The sequence below is a fragment of the Gramella sp. AN32 genome, assembly GCF_023718305.1.
GTDB lineage: Bacteria > Bacteroidota > Bacteroidia > Flavobacteriales > Flavobacteriaceae > Christiangramia > Christiangramia antarctica.
On sequence record NZ_QEYO01000003.1, the window covers coordinates 26,325 to 44,012 of the forward strand.

Annotated in this window: 18 protein-coding genes; 10 read left to right on the top strand and 8 right to left on the bottom strand. The window is 38.5% G+C overall.

Annotation, left to right across the window (positions count from 1 at the left end):
* The first annotated feature begins 80 nt into the window (after positions 1 to 80).
* From DHD80_RS04545 to DHD80_RS04565, 5 genes are read left to right on the top strand one after another with little or no spacing between them, the layout of a single operon-like run.
* Positions 81 to 1,058, top strand: coding sequence for a M23 family metallopeptidase (locus DHD80_RS04545; RefSeq protein ID WP_251739962.1), 978 nt, complete (start codon positions 81 to 83; stop codon positions 1,056 to 1,058).
* Positions 1,058 to 1,387 carry a MerR family transcriptional regulator gene (locus DHD80_RS04550; protein ID WP_251739963.1) on the top strand — a complete coding sequence of 110 codons (330 nt, stop codon included), beginning with the start codon at positions 1,058 to 1,060 and terminating at the stop codon, positions 1,385 to 1,387. Before DHD80_RS04545 ends, DHD80_RS04550 begins: the two co-directional genes overlap by 1 nt.
* A gap of 1 nt (position 1,388) precedes the next feature.
* Positions 1,389 to 1,976, top strand: coding sequence for a LemA family protein (locus DHD80_RS04555; RefSeq protein WP_251739964.1), 588 nt, complete (start codon positions 1,389 to 1,391; stop codon positions 1,974 to 1,976).
* Between the two features lie 2 nt (positions 1,977 to 1,978).
* The gene (locus tag DHD80_RS04560) at positions 1,979 to 2,419 is read left to right on the top strand and encodes a TPM domain-containing protein (protein WP_251739965.1); all 441 of its coding nucleotides are present in this window, start codon (positions 1,979 to 1,981) and stop codon (positions 2,417 to 2,419) included.
* Position 2,420: 1 nt separating this feature from the next.
* Positions 2,421 to 3,206 carry a TPM domain-containing protein gene (locus tag DHD80_RS04565; RefSeq protein WP_251739966.1) on the top strand — a complete coding sequence of 262 codons (786 nt, stop codon included), beginning with the start codon at positions 2,421 to 2,423 and terminating at the stop codon, positions 3,204 to 3,206.
* Positions 3,207 to 3,547: 341 nt separating this feature from the next.
* On the opposite strand, the gene clpX is transcribed toward DHD80_RS04565, so the two are convergent.
* The 8 genes from clpX to DHD80_RS04605 all read right to left on the bottom strand — a co-directional run bounded on the left by clpX (position 3,548) and on the right by DHD80_RS04605 (position 11,878).
* On the bottom strand, positions 3,548 to 4,780 hold the full coding sequence (gene clpX / locus DHD80_RS04570) for an ATP-dependent Clp protease ATP-binding subunit ClpX (RefSeq protein ID WP_251739967.1): 1,233 nt from the start codon (positions 4,778 to 4,780) through the stop codon (positions 3,548 to 3,550).
* A gap of 46 nt (positions 4,781 to 4,826) precedes the next feature.
* A complete protein-coding gene (gene clpP / locus DHD80_RS04575; RefSeq protein ID WP_251739968.1) occupies positions 4,827 to 5,504 on the bottom strand; it encodes an ATP-dependent Clp endopeptidase proteolytic subunit ClpP in 678 nt (225 codons plus the stop codon).
* A 106-nt stretch (positions 5,505 to 5,610) separates the two neighbouring features.
* Complete coding sequence (gene tig / locus DHD80_RS04580) at positions 5,611 to 6,933, bottom strand: trigger factor (RefSeq protein WP_251739969.1); 1,323 nt, start codon at positions 6,931 to 6,933, stop codon at positions 5,611 to 5,613.
* Between the two features lie 85 nt (positions 6,934 to 7,018).
* On the bottom strand, positions 7,019 to 7,360 hold the full coding sequence (locus DHD80_RS04585; protein WP_251739970.1) for a phage holin family protein: 342 nt from the start codon (positions 7,358 to 7,360) through the stop codon (positions 7,019 to 7,021).
* An 80-nt stretch (positions 7,361 to 7,440) separates the two neighbouring features.
* Positions 7,441 to 8,991, bottom strand: a complete 1,551-nt coding sequence (locus tag DHD80_RS04590) for a G-D-S-L family lipolytic protein (RefSeq protein WP_251739971.1) — start codon at positions 8,989 to 8,991, stop codon at positions 7,441 to 7,443.
* A 42-nt stretch (positions 8,992 to 9,033) separates the two neighbouring features.
* Complete coding sequence (locus tag DHD80_RS04595; protein ID WP_251739972.1) at positions 9,034 to 10,284, bottom strand: outer membrane protein transport protein; 1,251 nt, start codon at positions 10,282 to 10,284, stop codon at positions 9,034 to 9,036.
* Positions 10,285 to 10,402: 118 nt separating this feature from the next.
* Positions 10,403 to 11,164, bottom strand: coding sequence for an alpha/beta fold hydrolase (locus DHD80_RS04600; RefSeq protein WP_251739973.1), 762 nt, complete (start codon positions 11,162 to 11,164; stop codon positions 10,403 to 10,405).
* Complete coding sequence (locus DHD80_RS04605; protein ID WP_251739974.1) at positions 11,165 to 11,878, bottom strand: pyridoxine 5'-phosphate synthase; 714 nt, start codon at positions 11,876 to 11,878, stop codon at positions 11,165 to 11,167.
* 88 nt (positions 11,879 to 11,966) lie between these two features.
* On the opposite strand from DHD80_RS04605, the gene DHD80_RS04610 reads away from it, so the two are divergent.
* From DHD80_RS04610 to bamA, 5 genes are all read left to right on the top strand, one after another.
* Entirely contained in the window at positions 11,967 to 12,623 is a 657-nt protein-coding gene (locus DHD80_RS04610; protein WP_251739975.1) for an acetoin utilization protein acuB, read from the top strand.
* Positions 12,624 to 12,626: 3 nt separating this feature from the next.
* Positions 12,627 to 13,511, top strand: coding sequence for an NAD kinase (locus DHD80_RS04615; RefSeq protein WP_251739976.1), 885 nt, complete (start codon positions 12,627 to 12,629; stop codon positions 13,509 to 13,511).
* Between the two features lie 100 nt (positions 13,512 to 13,611).
* Entirely contained in the window at positions 13,612 to 14,310 is a 699-nt protein-coding gene (locus DHD80_RS04620; RefSeq protein ID WP_251739977.1) for a DUF6089 family protein, read from the top strand.
* Positions 14,311 to 15,051: an isoprenyl transferase gene (locus DHD80_RS04625; RefSeq protein WP_251739978.1), complete on the top strand. Its 741-nt coding sequence runs from the start codon at positions 14,311 to 14,313 to the stop codon at positions 15,049 to 15,051.
* A gap of 7 nt (positions 15,052 to 15,058) precedes the next feature.
* Positions 15,059 to 17,683 (top strand): outer membrane protein assembly factor BamA, encoded by a 2,625-nt coding sequence (bamA, locus tag DHD80_RS04630; RefSeq protein ID WP_251739979.1) that lies wholly within the window; start codon positions 15,059 to 15,061, stop codon positions 17,681 to 17,683.
* The last annotated feature ends 5 nt before the right edge of the window (positions 17,684 to 17,688 follow it).

A 17,688-nucleotide genomic window follows, 5' to 3' on the forward strand; every position in this document is an offset into this window, starting at 1 on the left:
CCTATATTTGTTCGTTTACCGTTAATTAAAACACGGTTGTTCAAACCGTAAACAACGCAAAAATAGCATAAATTTAACTCATGTCGAAGGTTAAATATTTTTACGATAGTGAAACCCTGTCTTATAAAAAGATAGAGCGTAAAAAAGGTCGAAAATTAGGGATTACCTTACTGGGCATTACCGGTTGTTTCCTTGGTGGTTTTATTTTACTCCTTATTTATTTGAATATTCCTCAAATACAAACTCCCCAGGAGAAGGCATTGAAACGCGAATTACATAACATCCAAATGCAATATGGCCTGCTGAATAAAAAAATGGATCAGATCCAGGATGTGATGGCTAACATTGAAGACAGGGACAATAACATTTATAGACTTTATTTTGAAGCCAACCCTATTCCCGAAGAGCAGAGAATGGCAGGATTTGGTGGTATTAACCGCTATAAGGATCTTGAGGGTTTTGATAATAGCAAGCTCATCACTGAAACTACAAAACGAATGGACATTTTAACCAAACGTCTTGTGGTACAATCACGTTCTTTAGATGAAATTACAGAACTTGCCAGGGAAAAAGGAAAACTGCTTCAGGCAATTCCCGCAATTCAACCTGTGAATAATCAGGATTTAAGTAGAATCGCCTCCGGTTACGGCTGGAGAAATGACCCGTTTACAAAAGTGAGGAAGTTCCATTATGGAATGGATTTCACTGCTCCACGGGGAACTCCTGTTTACGCGACTGGAGATGGAAAAGTGGCACGGGCAGACAATCGTTCTACCGGTTATGGAAACCATATAAGGATTGATCATGGATATGGTTACACCAGTCTTTACGGCCATTTATACAAATATAATGTAAGACGTGGCCAGAGTGTAAAAAGAGGTGATGTGATAGGTTATGTTGGGAGTACAGGAAGATCTGAAGCTCCACATTTGCACTATGAGATATTTAAGGATGACGAACGCATTAATCCTATAAATTTCTACTACGGAAACCTTTCTGCAGATGAATTTTCGCAGGTGCTTGAGAAAGCGGAACGGGAAAACCAATCACTTGATTAATGCATATAAACCTTCCTGAAAAACGTTACTATGGAATTGGCGAGGTCGCCGAAGCTTTTAACGTGAATACTTCCCTTATTCGATTTTGGGAAAAGGAATTTGATGCGATCAAGCCAAAGAAAAACGCCAAGGGAAATCGAAAATTCACTCCTGAAGATATTAAAAATCTGGAGTTAATTTATCACCTGGTAAAAGAGCGTGGTTTCACCCTGGACGGTGCGAAAATCCATTTAAAAGAAGAAAAACAAAAGACGCTGAGCAACTTCGAAATTATCAGAAAGTTGGAAGGCATAAAATCTGAACTAATCAACCTCAAAAATCAATTATAAAATGAAAAAATGGTTAATACCTATCGGGATCATCGTCGTGCTGGCAATATTATTTGTTTCTCCCTATAATTCTCTTGTAGAGAAGGATACCAATGCTGAAAAAGCATGGAACAATGTAGAAAGCTCATATCAGAGACGAAATGATCTTATTGGAAACCTTGTAAAAACAGTACAGGGAGCTGCAGATTTTGAAAGGGGGACTTTAACTGATGTGATCGAGGCACGGTCAAAAGCTACTTCAGTAAATGTAGATGCAAGTAACCTAAATGCAGCTCAAATAGCACAATTCCAGGAAGCACAACAAGGAGTAACCTCAGCTTTATCACGATTATTGGTTACCGTAGAAAGGTATCCTGATCTTAAAGCCAATCAGAATTTTCAACAATTGCAGTCGCAATTAGAAGGAACTGAAAACAGGATTAACGTGGCCAGGGACCGCTTTAATGAAGCAGTGGCAGAATATGAGAAAACACGTAGGAGCTTTCCCAGCAACATCACCGCGATGTTATTTGGTTTTGATGAAATGGACGGCTTTGAGTCTGATCCCGGTGCAGAAAACGCTCCTGATGTAGATTTTGATTTCGAATAATTATGAATAAGACCGAAGCTTTTCTAACCAAAAAAGAAGAAGAGGAAATCGTTGAAGCCATTCGGGTTGCTGAAAGAAAAACCTCCGGAGAAATTCGTGTGCATCTTGAACCTACTTCCGGAAAAGAAGATATTTTCGAAAGGGCTATGGAAGTATTCCATATGCTGAAAATGGACAATACTAAAGAAAGTAACGGGGTCTTAATTTATGTTGCCGTAGAAGATCGAAATTTTGTTATTTATGGCGATAGTGGTATTAATGAGGTTGTTCCTGATGATTTCTGGGAAAGCACTAAAGATCTTATTGTTTCCCACTTTAAAAGAGGTGAATTCGCCAAAGGTCTTACTCAAGGTGTTTTAAAAGCCGGCGAACAACTACAAAAACATTTTCCATGGGATGAAGCTGACACCAATGAACTTCCCGATCAAATCTCAAAAGCTTAATTTGTTTAATAAGATCTTTATTTTATTAGTGTTGTTCACTGTATTTCAAGTGAACGCTCAACGCGATATTCCTCCTATTCCATCAAAACAGACGAGTGTTTATGATGAAGCCAATATGCTTACCGCTTCAGAGAAAAGCATGCTGGAGCAAAAACTGATTAATTACGCTGATACTACTTCAACGCAAATTGTTGTGGTGACTATTAATTCTTTAGAAGGCGAATATATTGGTACTTATGCCGCTCATTGGGCGCAGGAATGGAAAATTGGTCAGGCTTCGGAAGATAACGGACTTTTAATATTGGTTTCCAAAGCCGATAGAAAATTATGGATTACCACTGGTTACGGCCTGGAAGAATATTTAACCGATGCAAAGAGCAAGGAAATTACTGAAAATATCATCCTTCCTGAATTTAAAAATGGGAGTTTTTACGGTGGGCTCGATAAAGGTACAACGGCAATCTTTCAGGTTCTAAACGGAACCTTCCAGGGAACCAGACCAGGTAACGCTGGTGGAGGTGGAATTCCAGTTAAGGCCATTATCTTTTTAATCATTTTCATATTAGTGATTATCTCTAGTTATAATAAGCGTGGAGGTGGTAAAGGTGGTCGTGGCGGAAGAGGCCCTTCCATTTGGGACGCGATTATTTTAAGCAGCCTGGGACGAGGAAGTCTTGGCGGCGGCGGATTTGGTGGAAGTTCCGGCGGTGGCTTTGGCGGCGGCGGCTTTGGAGGAGGTTTCGGCGGTGGCGGCTTTGGTGGTGGCGGAGCCGGAGGTAGTTGGTAGTTCGTAGTTCGTAGTTCGTAGTTCGTAGTTTTTAGTGGTTAGTCAAAAGTTGGTAGTTGGTAGTTGGCAGTTGGCAGTAAAATTGAGCTATAAATTTACCACTTCTTCCTTTTTTTTAATTCTAAGATCCAGGATCCAGACGAACCTCATTATGCTTAGTATATTTTCACTCTAAAAGAAAATCTTCCAGATATTCATAATCCTGTTAAGACCGTAAGCTCTTAAATTGCTTAGAATTTTAACTTTAAACCCGAAATTTGAAACTTTGAACCTGAAACTTTCAACTTTCAACTTTCAACTTTCAACTTTCAACTTTCAACTTAGAACTTAGAACTTAGAACTTAAGAAACCGCTTTCAGTTTACTTATAGTAGATTTATTCAACTTATCATCAGCATATTCCCGGGTGACCGTAAATTCATTTTCGTCACTTTCAGGAAGCTCGAACATAGCATCGGTTAAAATTGCCTCGCAAAGCGAACGTAATCCTCTCGCCCCCAACTTATATTCTACTGCTTTATCTACGATATAACTTAAAGCACTTTCGGTGATATTAAACTCGATATCGTCCATTTCAAACAATTTCTTGTATTGCTTGATGATCGCATTTTTAGGCTCTGTAAGAATTGCCCTTAAGGTATCACGATCCAGCGGATTCATATAAGTTAGCGCAGGAAGCCTTCCAATAATTTCAGGAATTAATCCAAATTCTTTTAGATCCTTCGGAATAATATATTTCAGCAGATTGGTTCTTTCAATCGTATCTTCAGATTTTGAAGTACTAAATCCAACTGCCTGCATATTCAGCCTTTTACTGATAATTCTTTCAATTCCATCAAAAGCTCCACCAGCAATAAAAAGGATATTTTCAGTATTTACTTCGATGAATTTTTGATCTGGATGCTTACGTCCACCTTTAGGCGGAACATTTACCGTGGTACCTTCCAGTAATTTCAACAAAGCCTGCTGCACTCCTTCCCCGGAAACATCCCGGGTTATGGATGGATTATCACTTTTACGGGCGATCTTATCGATCTCATCGATAAAAACGATTCCTCTTTCGGCTTTTTCAGTATTATAGTCGGCAGCCTGAAGCAACCTGGTTAAGATTCCTTCTACATCTTCCCCAACATATCCCGCTTCAGTTAAAACAGTGGCATCAACAATGGCTAAAGGCACATTCAGCATTTTTGCAATAGTCCGCGCCATTAGTGTTTTACCGGTACCGGTTTCACCAACCATAATAATGTTACTCTTCTGTATTTCTACATCGTCATCACTATCTGGCTGCAATAATCTCTTATAGTGGTTATACACCGCAACAGACATTACTTTTTTTGTTGCTTCCTGACCAATAATATATTCATCCAAAAACTGTTTTATGGTTTTTGGCTTACTTAACATTAAATCTGAACTAAGTTCCCTGGCCTCCCCCTGCTTGGATTCTTCAACTACAATACCATGCGCCTGCTCTATACAACGGTCGCAAATATGTGCATCTAATCCTGCAATGAGTAAACTTGTCTCCGGTTTTTTCCTTCCACAAAAGGAACATTCTAAATCTTCTTTCGCCATTACTTAAATTTTCAGTATTACCTAAAGGGTTTGGACAATTAAATATTTAACTATCTCTCTTTAATACCTCGTCAATCATTCCGTATTCTCTAGCTTTTTCAGCTTTCATCCAGTAATCACGATCACTATCGTCATGTACCTTTTCATAAGTTTGCCCGGAATGTTTGGCAATGATCTTATATAATTCTTCTTTCAAAGTTACAATTTCCCTGGCTGTGATCTCTATGTCACTAGCCTGTCCCTGGGCTCCACCCATAGGTTGGTGAATCATAACGCGGGAATGGGGCAAACCGCTGCGCTTTCCTTTTTCTCCTGCACAAAGTAAAACAGCTCCCATAGAAGCGGCCATTCCTGTACAAATTGTAGCTACATCGGGCTTTATAAACTGCATAGTATCATAAATTCCCAAACCGGCATAAACACTACCTCCAGGGGAATTTATATAAATCTGTATGTCTTTACTAGCTTCAGTACTTTCTAAAAATAATAACTGCGCCTGTACAATATTCGCCACCTGGTCGTTAATCCCTGTGCCCAGAAAGATAATCCTATCCATCATTAACCTGGAAAAAACATCCATGGCCACCGCATTCATCTGGCGTTCTTCAATAATATTCGGCGTCATTCCAACAGGCATCATACTGTCGATAATTTTATCATAATAATTGCTATTAATATTATGATCTAACGTAGCATATTTTCGAAATTCTTTTCCGTAATCCATTAATTTTTAATCTTATTTAAATGTGTTCGTGGTTTATAAAATCAAAAAGACGTTAGCCCCTATAAGAGTTAACGCCTTAAAGATAGATAATATATCCTAAAAACGCTTATTTAGAGATGGCTTTCACAAACTCTTCATAAGTAACCTCTTTCTCGTTAAACTTCATATTTTCTTTATAGAATTTTAGAAGTTTCTCATTCATAAGTTGTTCCGATAGTCTCTTTACTTCGTCTTGATTTGACAAAATCCTTGCAGAAATATCGTCTAATTCTTTTTGAGAAGGATTTGTTTGGCCAAATTGGGCCATTTGCTCTTTAATCCTTTCTCCGGTAAATTCTTTTAAATCATTAAAATCTACCGTAAGCTCATTATCGTTTACTACTTTACCTTCGATAAGTTGATAGCGCAATCCTTTCTCACTATTGTTATATTCCTCAACAGCTTCTTCATCAGTTAAAGGTTTTTCACCCACTGTCTGGATCCATTTCTGAAGAAATTCCTTAGGAAGCTCAAATTGGATATTTTCGATAAGCTTCTCTGTAATATCATTCATCAACTGCTGATCGCTTTGTTGCACGAATTGCTTCGCTGCATCTTCCTTGATTTTGTCCTTTAACTCGGTAACCGACTTTACTTTGCCTTCTCCGAAGAGTTTATCGAACAATTCCTGGTCAAGATCTGCCAGTTCGCGTTCGTTTATTTCTGAAATGATAAATTCTACATCGGTATCCAATTCATGTGCCCGGTCATGCTCAATCCCTAAATTATGCTGAAGGTCATGAACATCTTCAAACAAATCTTTTGTTTTTAGGGAAACAGTATCGCCTACTTTGGCACCAACGAACTTATTTAGATTTCTCTTTCCCTTTAATTTTGAAAGTTCGAAGGTAGCTTCCTTCTCAATATTTTCTTCTTCATTTTTAAAAGTTCCCGCGACAGTATCTCCTTCTTCAGCAACCTCTTTGGTCTTTATTTTCCCATATTGTTTCTGAATATTTTCGATCTGGTTGTTCACCATCTTCTCATCAGCCACAATATTATATTTGGTCACCGGATCCTTAAGATCCAGGTTTACGTCAAATTCTGGGGCGAGCCCTAATTCGAATTCAAAACTATACGTATCATTGTCCCAGTTGAAATTCTCCTGTTCCTTTGGAAGTGGATTTCCCAGAACGTCCAGTTTTTCTTCAGTTAAATACTTGTTCAAAGCATCCTGGAGCATTTTGTTCACCTCATCTACCAATACGGCCTGGCCATATTGTTTCTTTACCATGCCCATAGGGACATGGCCTTTTCTGAAGCCAGGAATATTAGCATTTTTACGATAATCCTTTAAGATCTTATCAACTTTTCCTTCATAATCTTCTTTCGCGATGTCTACTTTTACTACCGCATTTAAATCATCAATATTCTCTCTGGTAATATTCATTTCTGTCTTATATAAAAATTGGAGTGCAAAATTACGATTTTTCTGAAAGCCAGCAAAGTTTCAATTATTTGAAATTCAGTTAAATCTAATCAGTTTTTAAAATTGAAAAAAGAAGCGATTGAAAAAGCGAAAGCAATAAACTGAAAATGATCGCCATCAGCCATCCGCTTACACTAAATCCATCTACAAAACCATCAGCAATAAAAATGATAATTGCGTTGATGACCAATAGAAATAACCCCAGGGTAAGGATGGTCACCGGAAGGGTTAGCAAAACCAGAATAGGCTTCACGATAAAATTCAATAAAGCCAGGATGATGGCAACGACAATCGCCGTCCAATAACTTGCTACTTCCACCCCGGGAAGTACTTTTGCCAAAATAACCACGGCGACCGCAGTTAGTAAAAGTCTGAGTATAAAATTCATAAGGATTGGTTTAGGGCTTAAAATTGCAAAAAAAAGACCGGGTAATTCCCCGGTCTTTCAATTTTTTAACAAATTTAATATTATTGAACATTGTTGTTTATAGTAACTGTACCATAACTTCCAACATCTACACCAGGCATATTAGCGCTGTAAGTAGCATTGATCTCCTTAACAATCTCATTGGCAATAACCGCATTACCTCTAGGAGTTAAATGCACACCATCAAGTGAGAATGCACCTCCAGAAACAAAGGTTGAAGAAATTGGTACTCCCTGGTAAATGGTACCTCCGTCTACCCCAATAGTTCCTAACAATGTATTTACATCTACAAGTCCTAATGAATAATTTTGGGCAATGGCAGCGATAGCTCCATTATACTGAGCGGTTACCTGAGCGACCAAAGCCTGCTCAGACGCTGTTAATACATGCTGATCACCAAGAGGAACAGACACCCCGTTAACTAACATCGGGTTATTATTTACCGTAGTACCTATGAATGAAGATGAAGTTAAAGGAATAAGATCTGAAGGTGTTGCCTGTCTTAACTGACCAAGTAAACCGGCGGTTTGAGGATCAAGATTAAAAGGCTCTTGTTGAAGTACTCCAGTAATATCTGTAAGATCTTCATCAACCAAAGTCACGAAGTTCTGGGCTCCTTCTGCAAAAATTATTTTTCTGCTATTTGCTTCAGCTTCTGTAAGTAGCCCAGCCTGCACTAAACCAGGTAAAATCGCTGTATTATAGGCTCCAAATTGCGCATTAAGAGCTCCAGCTGTTGCAGCGTCCAGTGGAATTGGATTCACAGGAACAACCTTGAAAAATGGGATATCAGTAACATTGGGAATATTAATTAAAACACCCTCAGCACCAAGACCATCCTGTCCTGCCAGCTCACTTACGATTGAATTATATACAAAAGCGAAAGCATTCGCATCTGTAATATCATTAGATCCATATTCGGAAAAGTTAGTATTACCCTCTTGGTAAATACCGTCACCGCCTGAAGTAGCATAACTTAGTACATCATTATTCCCGATCCATAAAGTAAAGAATGTTGGATTTTGCGCGATAGCGTCTCCTAAAACAGTAGCATTTTCCGTAGAAGCAAATCTTGCAAAATAAGGATTCGCCGCACCTGTAGCCACACCGGTTACATTACCGTATCCAGGAGCTAAAAGATGATAAGATTTAGCACCAGGAACACCCATGTTCCCAAAAGAACCACTAAGCTTAGCGGTAACCTCGGTAGTTGGGGTACCATTATACCTTGCCGGACGAGCTGTAGCCAAAGATTCACCTCCAAGCACAAACCTTGTCTCTGCAATTTGATTACCTCCTAAAAGTAGTCCACCAAAATTATCATTTACTAATGGCTGAGTAAAATCCATTGTTTCCTGAACCAGGGCAAATTTTTCAGCTAAAATATTTGGATAAGAATTCTCCTGTCCTGTGATGTAAAGGGCACCATCTGCATATCCTGCGGTTAGGGAATTCCCTAAAGCTACGTAATTTGTAAAATCGGCCTCTCCAGCAGCGTAAAACCCATCATCTTCGATGGAATTTTCCAATTCAGGCTCACAGGAAATGATTCCCAGTGCCAGAATTGCCATATATTTAAAGTAATTTTTCATCTATTGAAATATTTTATTGTTGTTAGAGCAAAATCAGATCTCTTATATTTTAAAAGTTACACCAAGACCAGGCACAAAAGCGCTGGACTTATACGTTCCGCCAAAAGGCACATTTTGTCCATTTTCCTGATAATAATCATAAGACTCGTTGATTTCTTCAAACCTACTGTATAGGAAAGAAGCATCAATGGCAAAACTATCGCTTACGTTTACTGAAAGTCCCCCGGTAAAGTTATTTGAATCGTTTCTTGGAGTTTCCGGGGCAAAATATCCAGATTGAACCGGTGACTGATCGAAATAATAACCTGCCCTTAAAGTAACTGTTGTATTTGCTGTGTATTGAAGGCCGAATCTATAAATAGAAGCATCTTCATATTGTCTCGGGTTCTGGGAATCCGGAACATTCGCGTTCTCAAAATCTATATCCAGGGATTCGTATACGCCCCAAAAAGTTCGGTTATAGTCAAAGGCAAATAACCATTTATCATTTAACTGGTAGGAAGCACCCACAGATAATTCAGCAGGTAAAGGTAATGTAGCATCGAATTTAGTATCCTGAAATGGCGTTAATGGTGAGTTTGGAACATTCTCAAAATCGGCATCCCCATCTTTAGCTTTTACCAAAATTTCAGAACGGTAGTTTACTCCAATTCTTAAACTATCCATTGGGCTCCACATTGCCCCGGCCGACCATCCAAAAGCACTAACTCCGGAAGCATCTACAGTAACATTGGAGCGTTCCCCTTCAAGATCGGTTAAAGTTCTATTCAAATTTCTGTTGAAATTCACTGATCCACTCACATAGATAGGCCCTCCTCCAACAGCTAAATTTTCAGTGATCTTATATGATGCCAAAGCCTGCACATAGATCGCGGCGAGCTCGATATCGTTCACCAGGTGTGAACCAGCCCAGTCTTTCTCCCAGGCTACAGAACTTCCATAAGGCGTGTAAGCTGCAAAACCTAATGAGAACTTATCACTTAATTTATAAGAAAAATATGCGTAGAAAGGCGTTCCTACAGGGCTATCGGTTCTGGCTATTTGCCCATATTGTTCATTTTGATAAACAACATCTGAAAATACCGCACTAACCCCAACAGCAGCATTTATCTTACTTTCCAGGAATACTAAACCGGCCGGGTTAAAAAAGGCAAGCTCAGCATTATTCACAACCGCAACACCTGTATGCCCCATGGCCAACGAACGTTGACCCTGTAGACTTACCCTGTATCCACCGGCATAAGTTATGGCTCCGGCCATAAGCATGAGACCAAGTACAAATAGTCTTTTCATAAGTTCAAAGGATTAAATTTTGTATCTGTTAATGATATGCCCAAAAATAATATAAATTACATATTATGCAACAGATTTTGGAAATTTATTATGCATACATAATAAATTTAGAAGGATTTTAAACAAATTGAAGCACCGCGTCGTAAAATTCTTTCATTTTCTCAGCGTGGACCCAATGTCCTGCGCCTTGTATATCCACAATTTCAGCTGAAGGAAAATGCTTTTCAATTAAGCTGAAATCTGAATTTTGAATATAATCTGAATTTGTTCCACGAATAAAGATGGCTGGCTTTTCAAATTTTGAATCAGTGTTCAAGGCTAAACCAACATTTTCAATATTATCTATTAAAGACTGAAGGTTTAACCGCAGGGTTAATTTGTCTTTAGTTTTCCAGTACAAATTTTTCAGTAAAAAAAGGCGTACGCCGGTTTCAGGGATATAATTTTTTAGAAAATCTTCCGCATCACCTCGGGAAGTAAGACTGGCTTCATCAAGTGCGGTCAAACCTTTTAAAATTTGCTGATGGTGCTGTGCATAATATTTAGGTGCAATGTCTACAATGATTAATTTTTGTACAATTTCAGGATGTAAACAGGAGAATAGCATCGCGGTTTTTCCTCCCATGGAATGGCCTAGCAGAATGATATCTTTCAGATTTTTCGAATTACAGTATTCCAAAAGATCTTCCGCCATCAATTCATAAGAAAAATCCTGTGAATGCGGACTTTTTCCATGGTTCCGCTGATCGATGAGATGAATTTCAAATCCATCATCGGCAAATTGTTTGCCCAGCGTTTTCCAGTTATCCCCCATTCCTAAAAATCCGTGGAGGATTAAAAATGGTTTCCCTTCACCTATAATATTGGAATGCAGTTTCATCTATTTCAGTAATTTTAAATATTGCTGAATGGTTTTCTCCAGTCCGTTATACAAAGCTTCAGCAATTAGCGCGTGTCCAATAGAAACCTCGTCAAGAAAAGGTACTTCCTTATTGAAAAATTCGATATTCTCTAAAGAAAGGTCATGACCTGCATTGATGCCGAGGCCTAAATTGTGGGCAAGTTGCGAACATTGCGCATAAGCCTTCGCCGAATCTTTCTTGTTCGCGGCAAAATCTACCGCAAACTGTTCAGTGTATAATTCAATCCGGTCTGTACCTGTTTCAGCCGCACCTTCAATCATTTTCTCAACAGGATCTACGAAAATGGAAGTTCTAATCCCATTTCTTTTAAATTCAGAAATTACTTCTTTTAAATACTCCTTATTTATAATGGTATCCCAACCCGCATTTGAAGTGATGGCTTCTTCCGCATCTGGCACCAAAGTAACCTGGGCCGGTTTCACTTCCAGCACCAGGTTCATAAAGTCCTGGACGGGTTTACCTTCTATATTAAATTCAGTTGTAACGATTGGCGCCAAATCGCGAACATCCTGATAACGGATATGTCGCTCATCTGGTCTTGGATGAACCGTAATCCCCTGAGCCCCGAAACTTTCAATTTTCCTGGTAGCTTCCACTACATTTGGAACATTGCCTCCACGTGCATTTCTAAGTGTTGCGATTTTATTAATATTCACACTTAATTTGGTCATAATTCCTGCGTTTATGCAACAAAAATACAAAGTGTTCCCTGCTTGAATGTTTTTATTTTGATTAATTTGCGACAAAAGCAGAAAGAGCATGAATATGGAAGCTTATATATTAAATGATGTAAAAATCCTGGATATTTCTGAGAACATTAGAGAGGTGCAGCAAATTTTTAATCAATTAACCTATACGCATTTACCTGTACAGAGTGAAGGAGTTTACGTTGGTTGTATTTCTGAAAATGATGCACGTTGTTTTGATATCGACAAAAGCCTTGATGATTATAGGTATGCATTGGAAGAATTTTTTGTTCGTGAGAATAATTACTGGCTGGATAGCCTGGAAGCTTTCGCTCAAAATAACTCCAATATCCTTCCGGTATTAGATAATGAAAATAATTACTTAGGCTATGTTGAATTAAATGAGATGATCTCCTTATTTAAGGAAACCCCCTTTTTGCACGAACCCGGGAATATTCTAGTGGTAGAAAAAGCTTTTAAAGATTTTACCTTTAGCGAAGTGACACAAATAATTGAATCTAATAATGCCCACGTTCTGGGAGCCTTTGTTTCCAAGATCGAAAATGAAATGGCAGAAATTACTATAAAAATAAGCCCTTCCGGAATGATGCATATCATACAGGCTTTTAGGAGGTATGGATATATTATTATTTCTGAACATCAGGAAGATACCTTTAGCAAGAATTTAAAAGACCGTTCAAAATACCTGGATAAATACCTTAATATATAAAGGATGAAAATTGGTATTTACGGACAGTTCTATCATGAAAACGCAGGCTTTTACATTGGGCAGTTGCTGGAATTGCTCGAGCAAAAAAATGCGGAAGTTTTTATTGAAGAAGATTTTCTCGAACTCATCCATGAGAATAAAACGATCGAGAAAGATTACCAGCATTTTAATTCGTTTGAAGAACTGGATAATTCTTTTGATCTTTTCTTTTGTATTGGTGGGGACGGGACCATTCTAAAATCTATTAATTACATTAGAAACCTAAATATTCCTATTGTAGGTATTAACACAGGGAGACTGGGTTTTTTAGCGACAATCCAAAAGGAGCAGATCAAAGATACAATCGATAATATTCTGAATAAAAAATTCAGCCTTTCACCAAGATCTGTGCTTACGATAGCTATCAATCCATCATCTGATGATCCCGTGTTTTCACATGTAGCTTTAAATGAAATTGCCGTAAGCCGAAAAAACACCACTTCTATGATCACTGTAGATACCTGGTTAGACAATCAATACCTCACCTCCTACTGGGCTGATGGTCTTATTATCTCAACACCTACCGGTTCTACAGGTTATTCTTTAAGTTGTGGCGGGCCGGTAATTATGCCAGATGCCGATACCTTAGTAATCACACCCATCGCCCCGCATAATTTAAATGCCAGGCCTTTGGTGATTAAAGATCACACTGAAATTAAACTGAAAGTTTCCGGAAGAGAAAATGCACACCTTGTTTCCATGGACTCAAGAATTGCAACTTTGAACAACGAAACCGAAATTATTATTAAAAAAGCCCCCTATACTATAAATTTTGTGGAATTGCAGGAAGATAGCTTTCTTAACACACTTCGAAAAAAGCTCCTATGGGGCGAAGATAAAAGGAACTAAGCAATAAAAATCTACAAAAACTGTTTATACGTAGAGACAAATCTGCCCAAACTATTGCAGAGCAAACAGAATTGTTATATTTGCAAACTTTTAAAGACCTATGAGGTACCTATTCACATTTTTAGTGATAGCTATGTTTTCGCCCCAAATACACTCACAGAATTTTGAAGTAGGTGTCTTTGGGGGTGGATCAAACTTTATCGGAGACGTTGGGAATTCCACATATATCTGGCCTAACGCACCTGTTGGAGGCTTCATAGGAAAGTGGAATCGAAGTCCGCGTTATGCTTTTAGATTGTCATTATTATATGCCAAATTAAGTGCAGACGATGCAAAATCTGAAGATACCCGGAGACAGCAAAGAGGATACTCTTTTGAGAATACTGTTGCTGAGGCATCTCTGGGATTGGAATTTAACTTCTGGAGTTTTGATCTTTCAGAAGCAACAAAACAAAGTACGCCATATCTGTATACAGGTATAACTTACTTTAGAGCAGATCATATGTATTTGAAAAACGGCCGAAATAATAATATTGTAAACGAAGGATCCAATTGGGAATTTGCCATTCCCATGGTGATGGGCTATAAAGAAGAGATCACAAGGGATATTATTGGAGCTATTGAAATAGGTGCACGATACACTTTTACTGACAATCTGGATGGAAGCTGGCCTGAAGAATATTTAGGACAACGATCGCCCACTATTGAGTTTGGCAATCGAAATACCAACGACTGGTATGTATTTAGTGGAATTAGCTTCACTTTTACTTTTGGACGTAAACCTTGTTATTGCTTCTAGATGAATTATAAAGACAATATTGATCTTAATAAGTTACCTAAACACATCGCCATCATTATGGATGGAAATGGAAGATGGGCAAAAAGCAAAGGTTTTTTAAGGGCTTCAGGACATGAAGAAGGCACTAAAGCCGTTCGCGATGTAGTAGAAGGAAGTGCAGAACTTGGGATTACCCATCTTACCCTTTATGCTTTTTCTACGGAAAACTGGAACCGCCCTAAACTTGAAGTGGACACTCTAATGAAATTATTGGTCTCCTCCCTTAAAAAGGAAATCAAAACACTTCAGGATAATGATATCACCTTAAATTCTATTGGGAATATTTCCAGTTTACCAAAAAAAGCCAGAAAAGAACTTCTGGATGTAATAGATAAAACTTCAGGCAATAAAAGAATGGTTTTAACGCTTGCATTAAGTTATGGAAGCCGGGAAGAAATTACCAATTGCGTAAAAGCGATTACAGAAAAGGTTCAAAATGGGGAAATACAAACCGGGGATATTACTGAAGAGATGATCAGTGATCATTTATATACCCAAAACCTGCCCGATGTGGATCTATTAATTAGAACTAGTGGGGAACAGCGCATTAGCAATTTCCTTCTATGGCAAATTGCATATGCGGAATTATATTTTACAAAAATATTATGGCCAGATTACCGAAGGGAAAATCTTTTTGAAGCCATATACAATTATCAAAACAGAGAAAGAAGATTTGGAAAAACAAGTGAGCAACTTAGTTAGTGCATTCATGACAAAAAAGATTTTAATACTTTTTTTAATCTGTTTCATAGCAAGTTTAGGAGCCAAAGCACAGGGATTACCACTGGGTGATTCTAAAAAATACGTAATTGGGGATATTAAAGTTACCGGTACTACCACCTATAGCGAGAAAATCGTTGTGGGATTTACCAAGCTTAAGGAAGGTGACGAAATTTACATCCCCGGGGACAAATTAAGCAAAGTCATAAAAGACCTTTGGGACACGGGGCTTTTTAGCGACATCAATTTCTACATTACAAATGTGGAAGGAAATGTAGCAGATTTGGAACTGGAAATCAAAGAGGTCCCGGTTTTAAACCAGGCGCGGATTACCGGAGTCAAAAAGAAGACTGAAACCGAAGACCTTATCGATGAAAACAATTTGAAACCTGGCGTTAAGGTTACTGAAAACCTTATCACGACCACTAAGAACTATATTGAAAGTAAATATAGCAAAGAAGGCTACTTTAACGCTTCAGCAAACATCGATGTTCGTCCTTTTACAGATACTACCGGCGTTAAAAACCGTGTGAATATGATCGTGAATGTGGATAAAGGTGACCGCGTAAAAATCGATGAGATTAAATTTACCGGAAACGAACAATTTCCTGATGCGAAGCTTCGCCGAAATATGAAGAAAACAAAGCAGAAAAATCCCATACGATTCTGGAAACGTTCCAAATATGTTGAAAACGAATTCGAAAATGATAAGCTTTCCATCATTGAAAAATATAAAGAATCAGGTTTTCGCGATGCCCGTATAACTTCCGATACCCTTATTATCAAAAATGCCGAAGAAATTGCCCTGGAGTTAACCATTGAAGAAGGAAGCCAGTATGTAATTGGTGAAATAGATTATTTGGGAAATACGGTTTATACAGATGATCAGTTAAATCGTGTATTAGGACTCAAAAAAGGGGATATTTACAATGGTGTTCTTATCGACGAAAGGATCCAGGGACGTGATCCTTCCAAACAATCTGTCTCAAATATATATCAGAATAACGGGTATCTTTTCTCCAATATCGATCTTGTTGAAACTAACGTTTATAACGATACGATAGATTTCGAAATTCGAATCGTTGAAGGTAAGGAGGCTTATTTTGATGAGATTTTTGTTACCGGAAACGACAAGACCAAAGATCATGTGATCTATCGTGAATTGCTCACCAAACCCGGACAGAAATATTCGCAGGAAGCGGTGGTTGGTACAATTCGGGAATTAGGTAGACTGGGTTATTTTGATGCGGAACAGCTTGAACCGGAATTTATAGATCCGAATCCCCAAACAGGAACTTTGAGCCTGGAATATCCGGTAGTGGAAGCCGGCGCCAGCCAAATAGAGCTACAAGGTGGTTACGGTGGTGGAGGTTTCATTGGGACATTGGGATTATCCTTCAATAACTTTTCTGTTCAGGGATTATTTGATAAAGACGCCTATGATCCTATTCCTATGGGGGATGGTCAAACCTTATCGCTAAGGGCACAGGCCAGCACCTATTACCAAACCTATAGTCTTTCTTTTAGAGAGCCATGGTTAGGAGGCAAAAGACCGGTAAGTTTTTCTACTTCTTTCAGCTATACAAGACAATTCTTATTTGATTATATTAATAGGAGAGCTGATAAAACCAGGAGTTTTGATATTCTTGGGGTGAGCATTGGTTTAGCGAAAAGACTTCAGGAACCAGATCAATTCATGACGATTTCTAACCAGATTGGTTTCCAGAGATATGATCTTAACAACTACAATACGGGGCTATTTACCTTTGGTGACGGATTCTCTAATAACCTATACTATCAATTTGGGATTAGCCGGGACAATACCAGAATTAACCCAATTTTCCCAACGGGTGGATCCCTATTTAATATAACTGCCAAATTTACACCTCCTTATTCTCTATGGAATGGTATTGATTATGGAAACCTGGAAAACAATCCGGATTATCAGTTAAAAGATGACAATGGGAATTTAGTGGACTATAACGGGAACCGCGTATCTCCGGAAAATTCAGTTCCAGATACCGAAAAAGTTGACCAGAAGAAATACAACTGGCTCGAATTCTATAAAATTAAATTCGCCGGAACCTGGTATACGACTTTGGCCAACTTTGGCCCCAGTAAAGATTTGGTGCTTAAAACCAGTGCGGAATACGGTTTCCTTGGAGCTTATAATAGTGAAAGAGGGATTCCGCCTTTCGAGCGTTTCTATGTGGGAGGTGATGGTTTAGGACAATACAGTCTGGATGGCCGTGAAACAATTCAGTTAAGAGGATATGAGAACCAATCTATAATTCCTTTAGATAGACCGTCTAATGCGAGAGATGACGGGGCAACGATCTATAATAAGTATAGTATGGAGTTGAGATTCCCAATTACACTGAAACAAGCAGCCTCAATCTATATGCTTACCTTTGCAGAAGCGGGGGCATCTTATGATAATTTTAGAGATTATAACCCGTTCCAGGTAAATAGATCTGCAGGTGCGGGATTAAGAATCTTTATGCCAACCTTCGGTTTACTGGGAATAGATTTTGGTTATGGTTTTGATCCGGTTGTTGGGCAGCAGGGTCCAAGTGGATGGCAAACCCACTTCATCATTGGACAGCAATTTTAATTTGG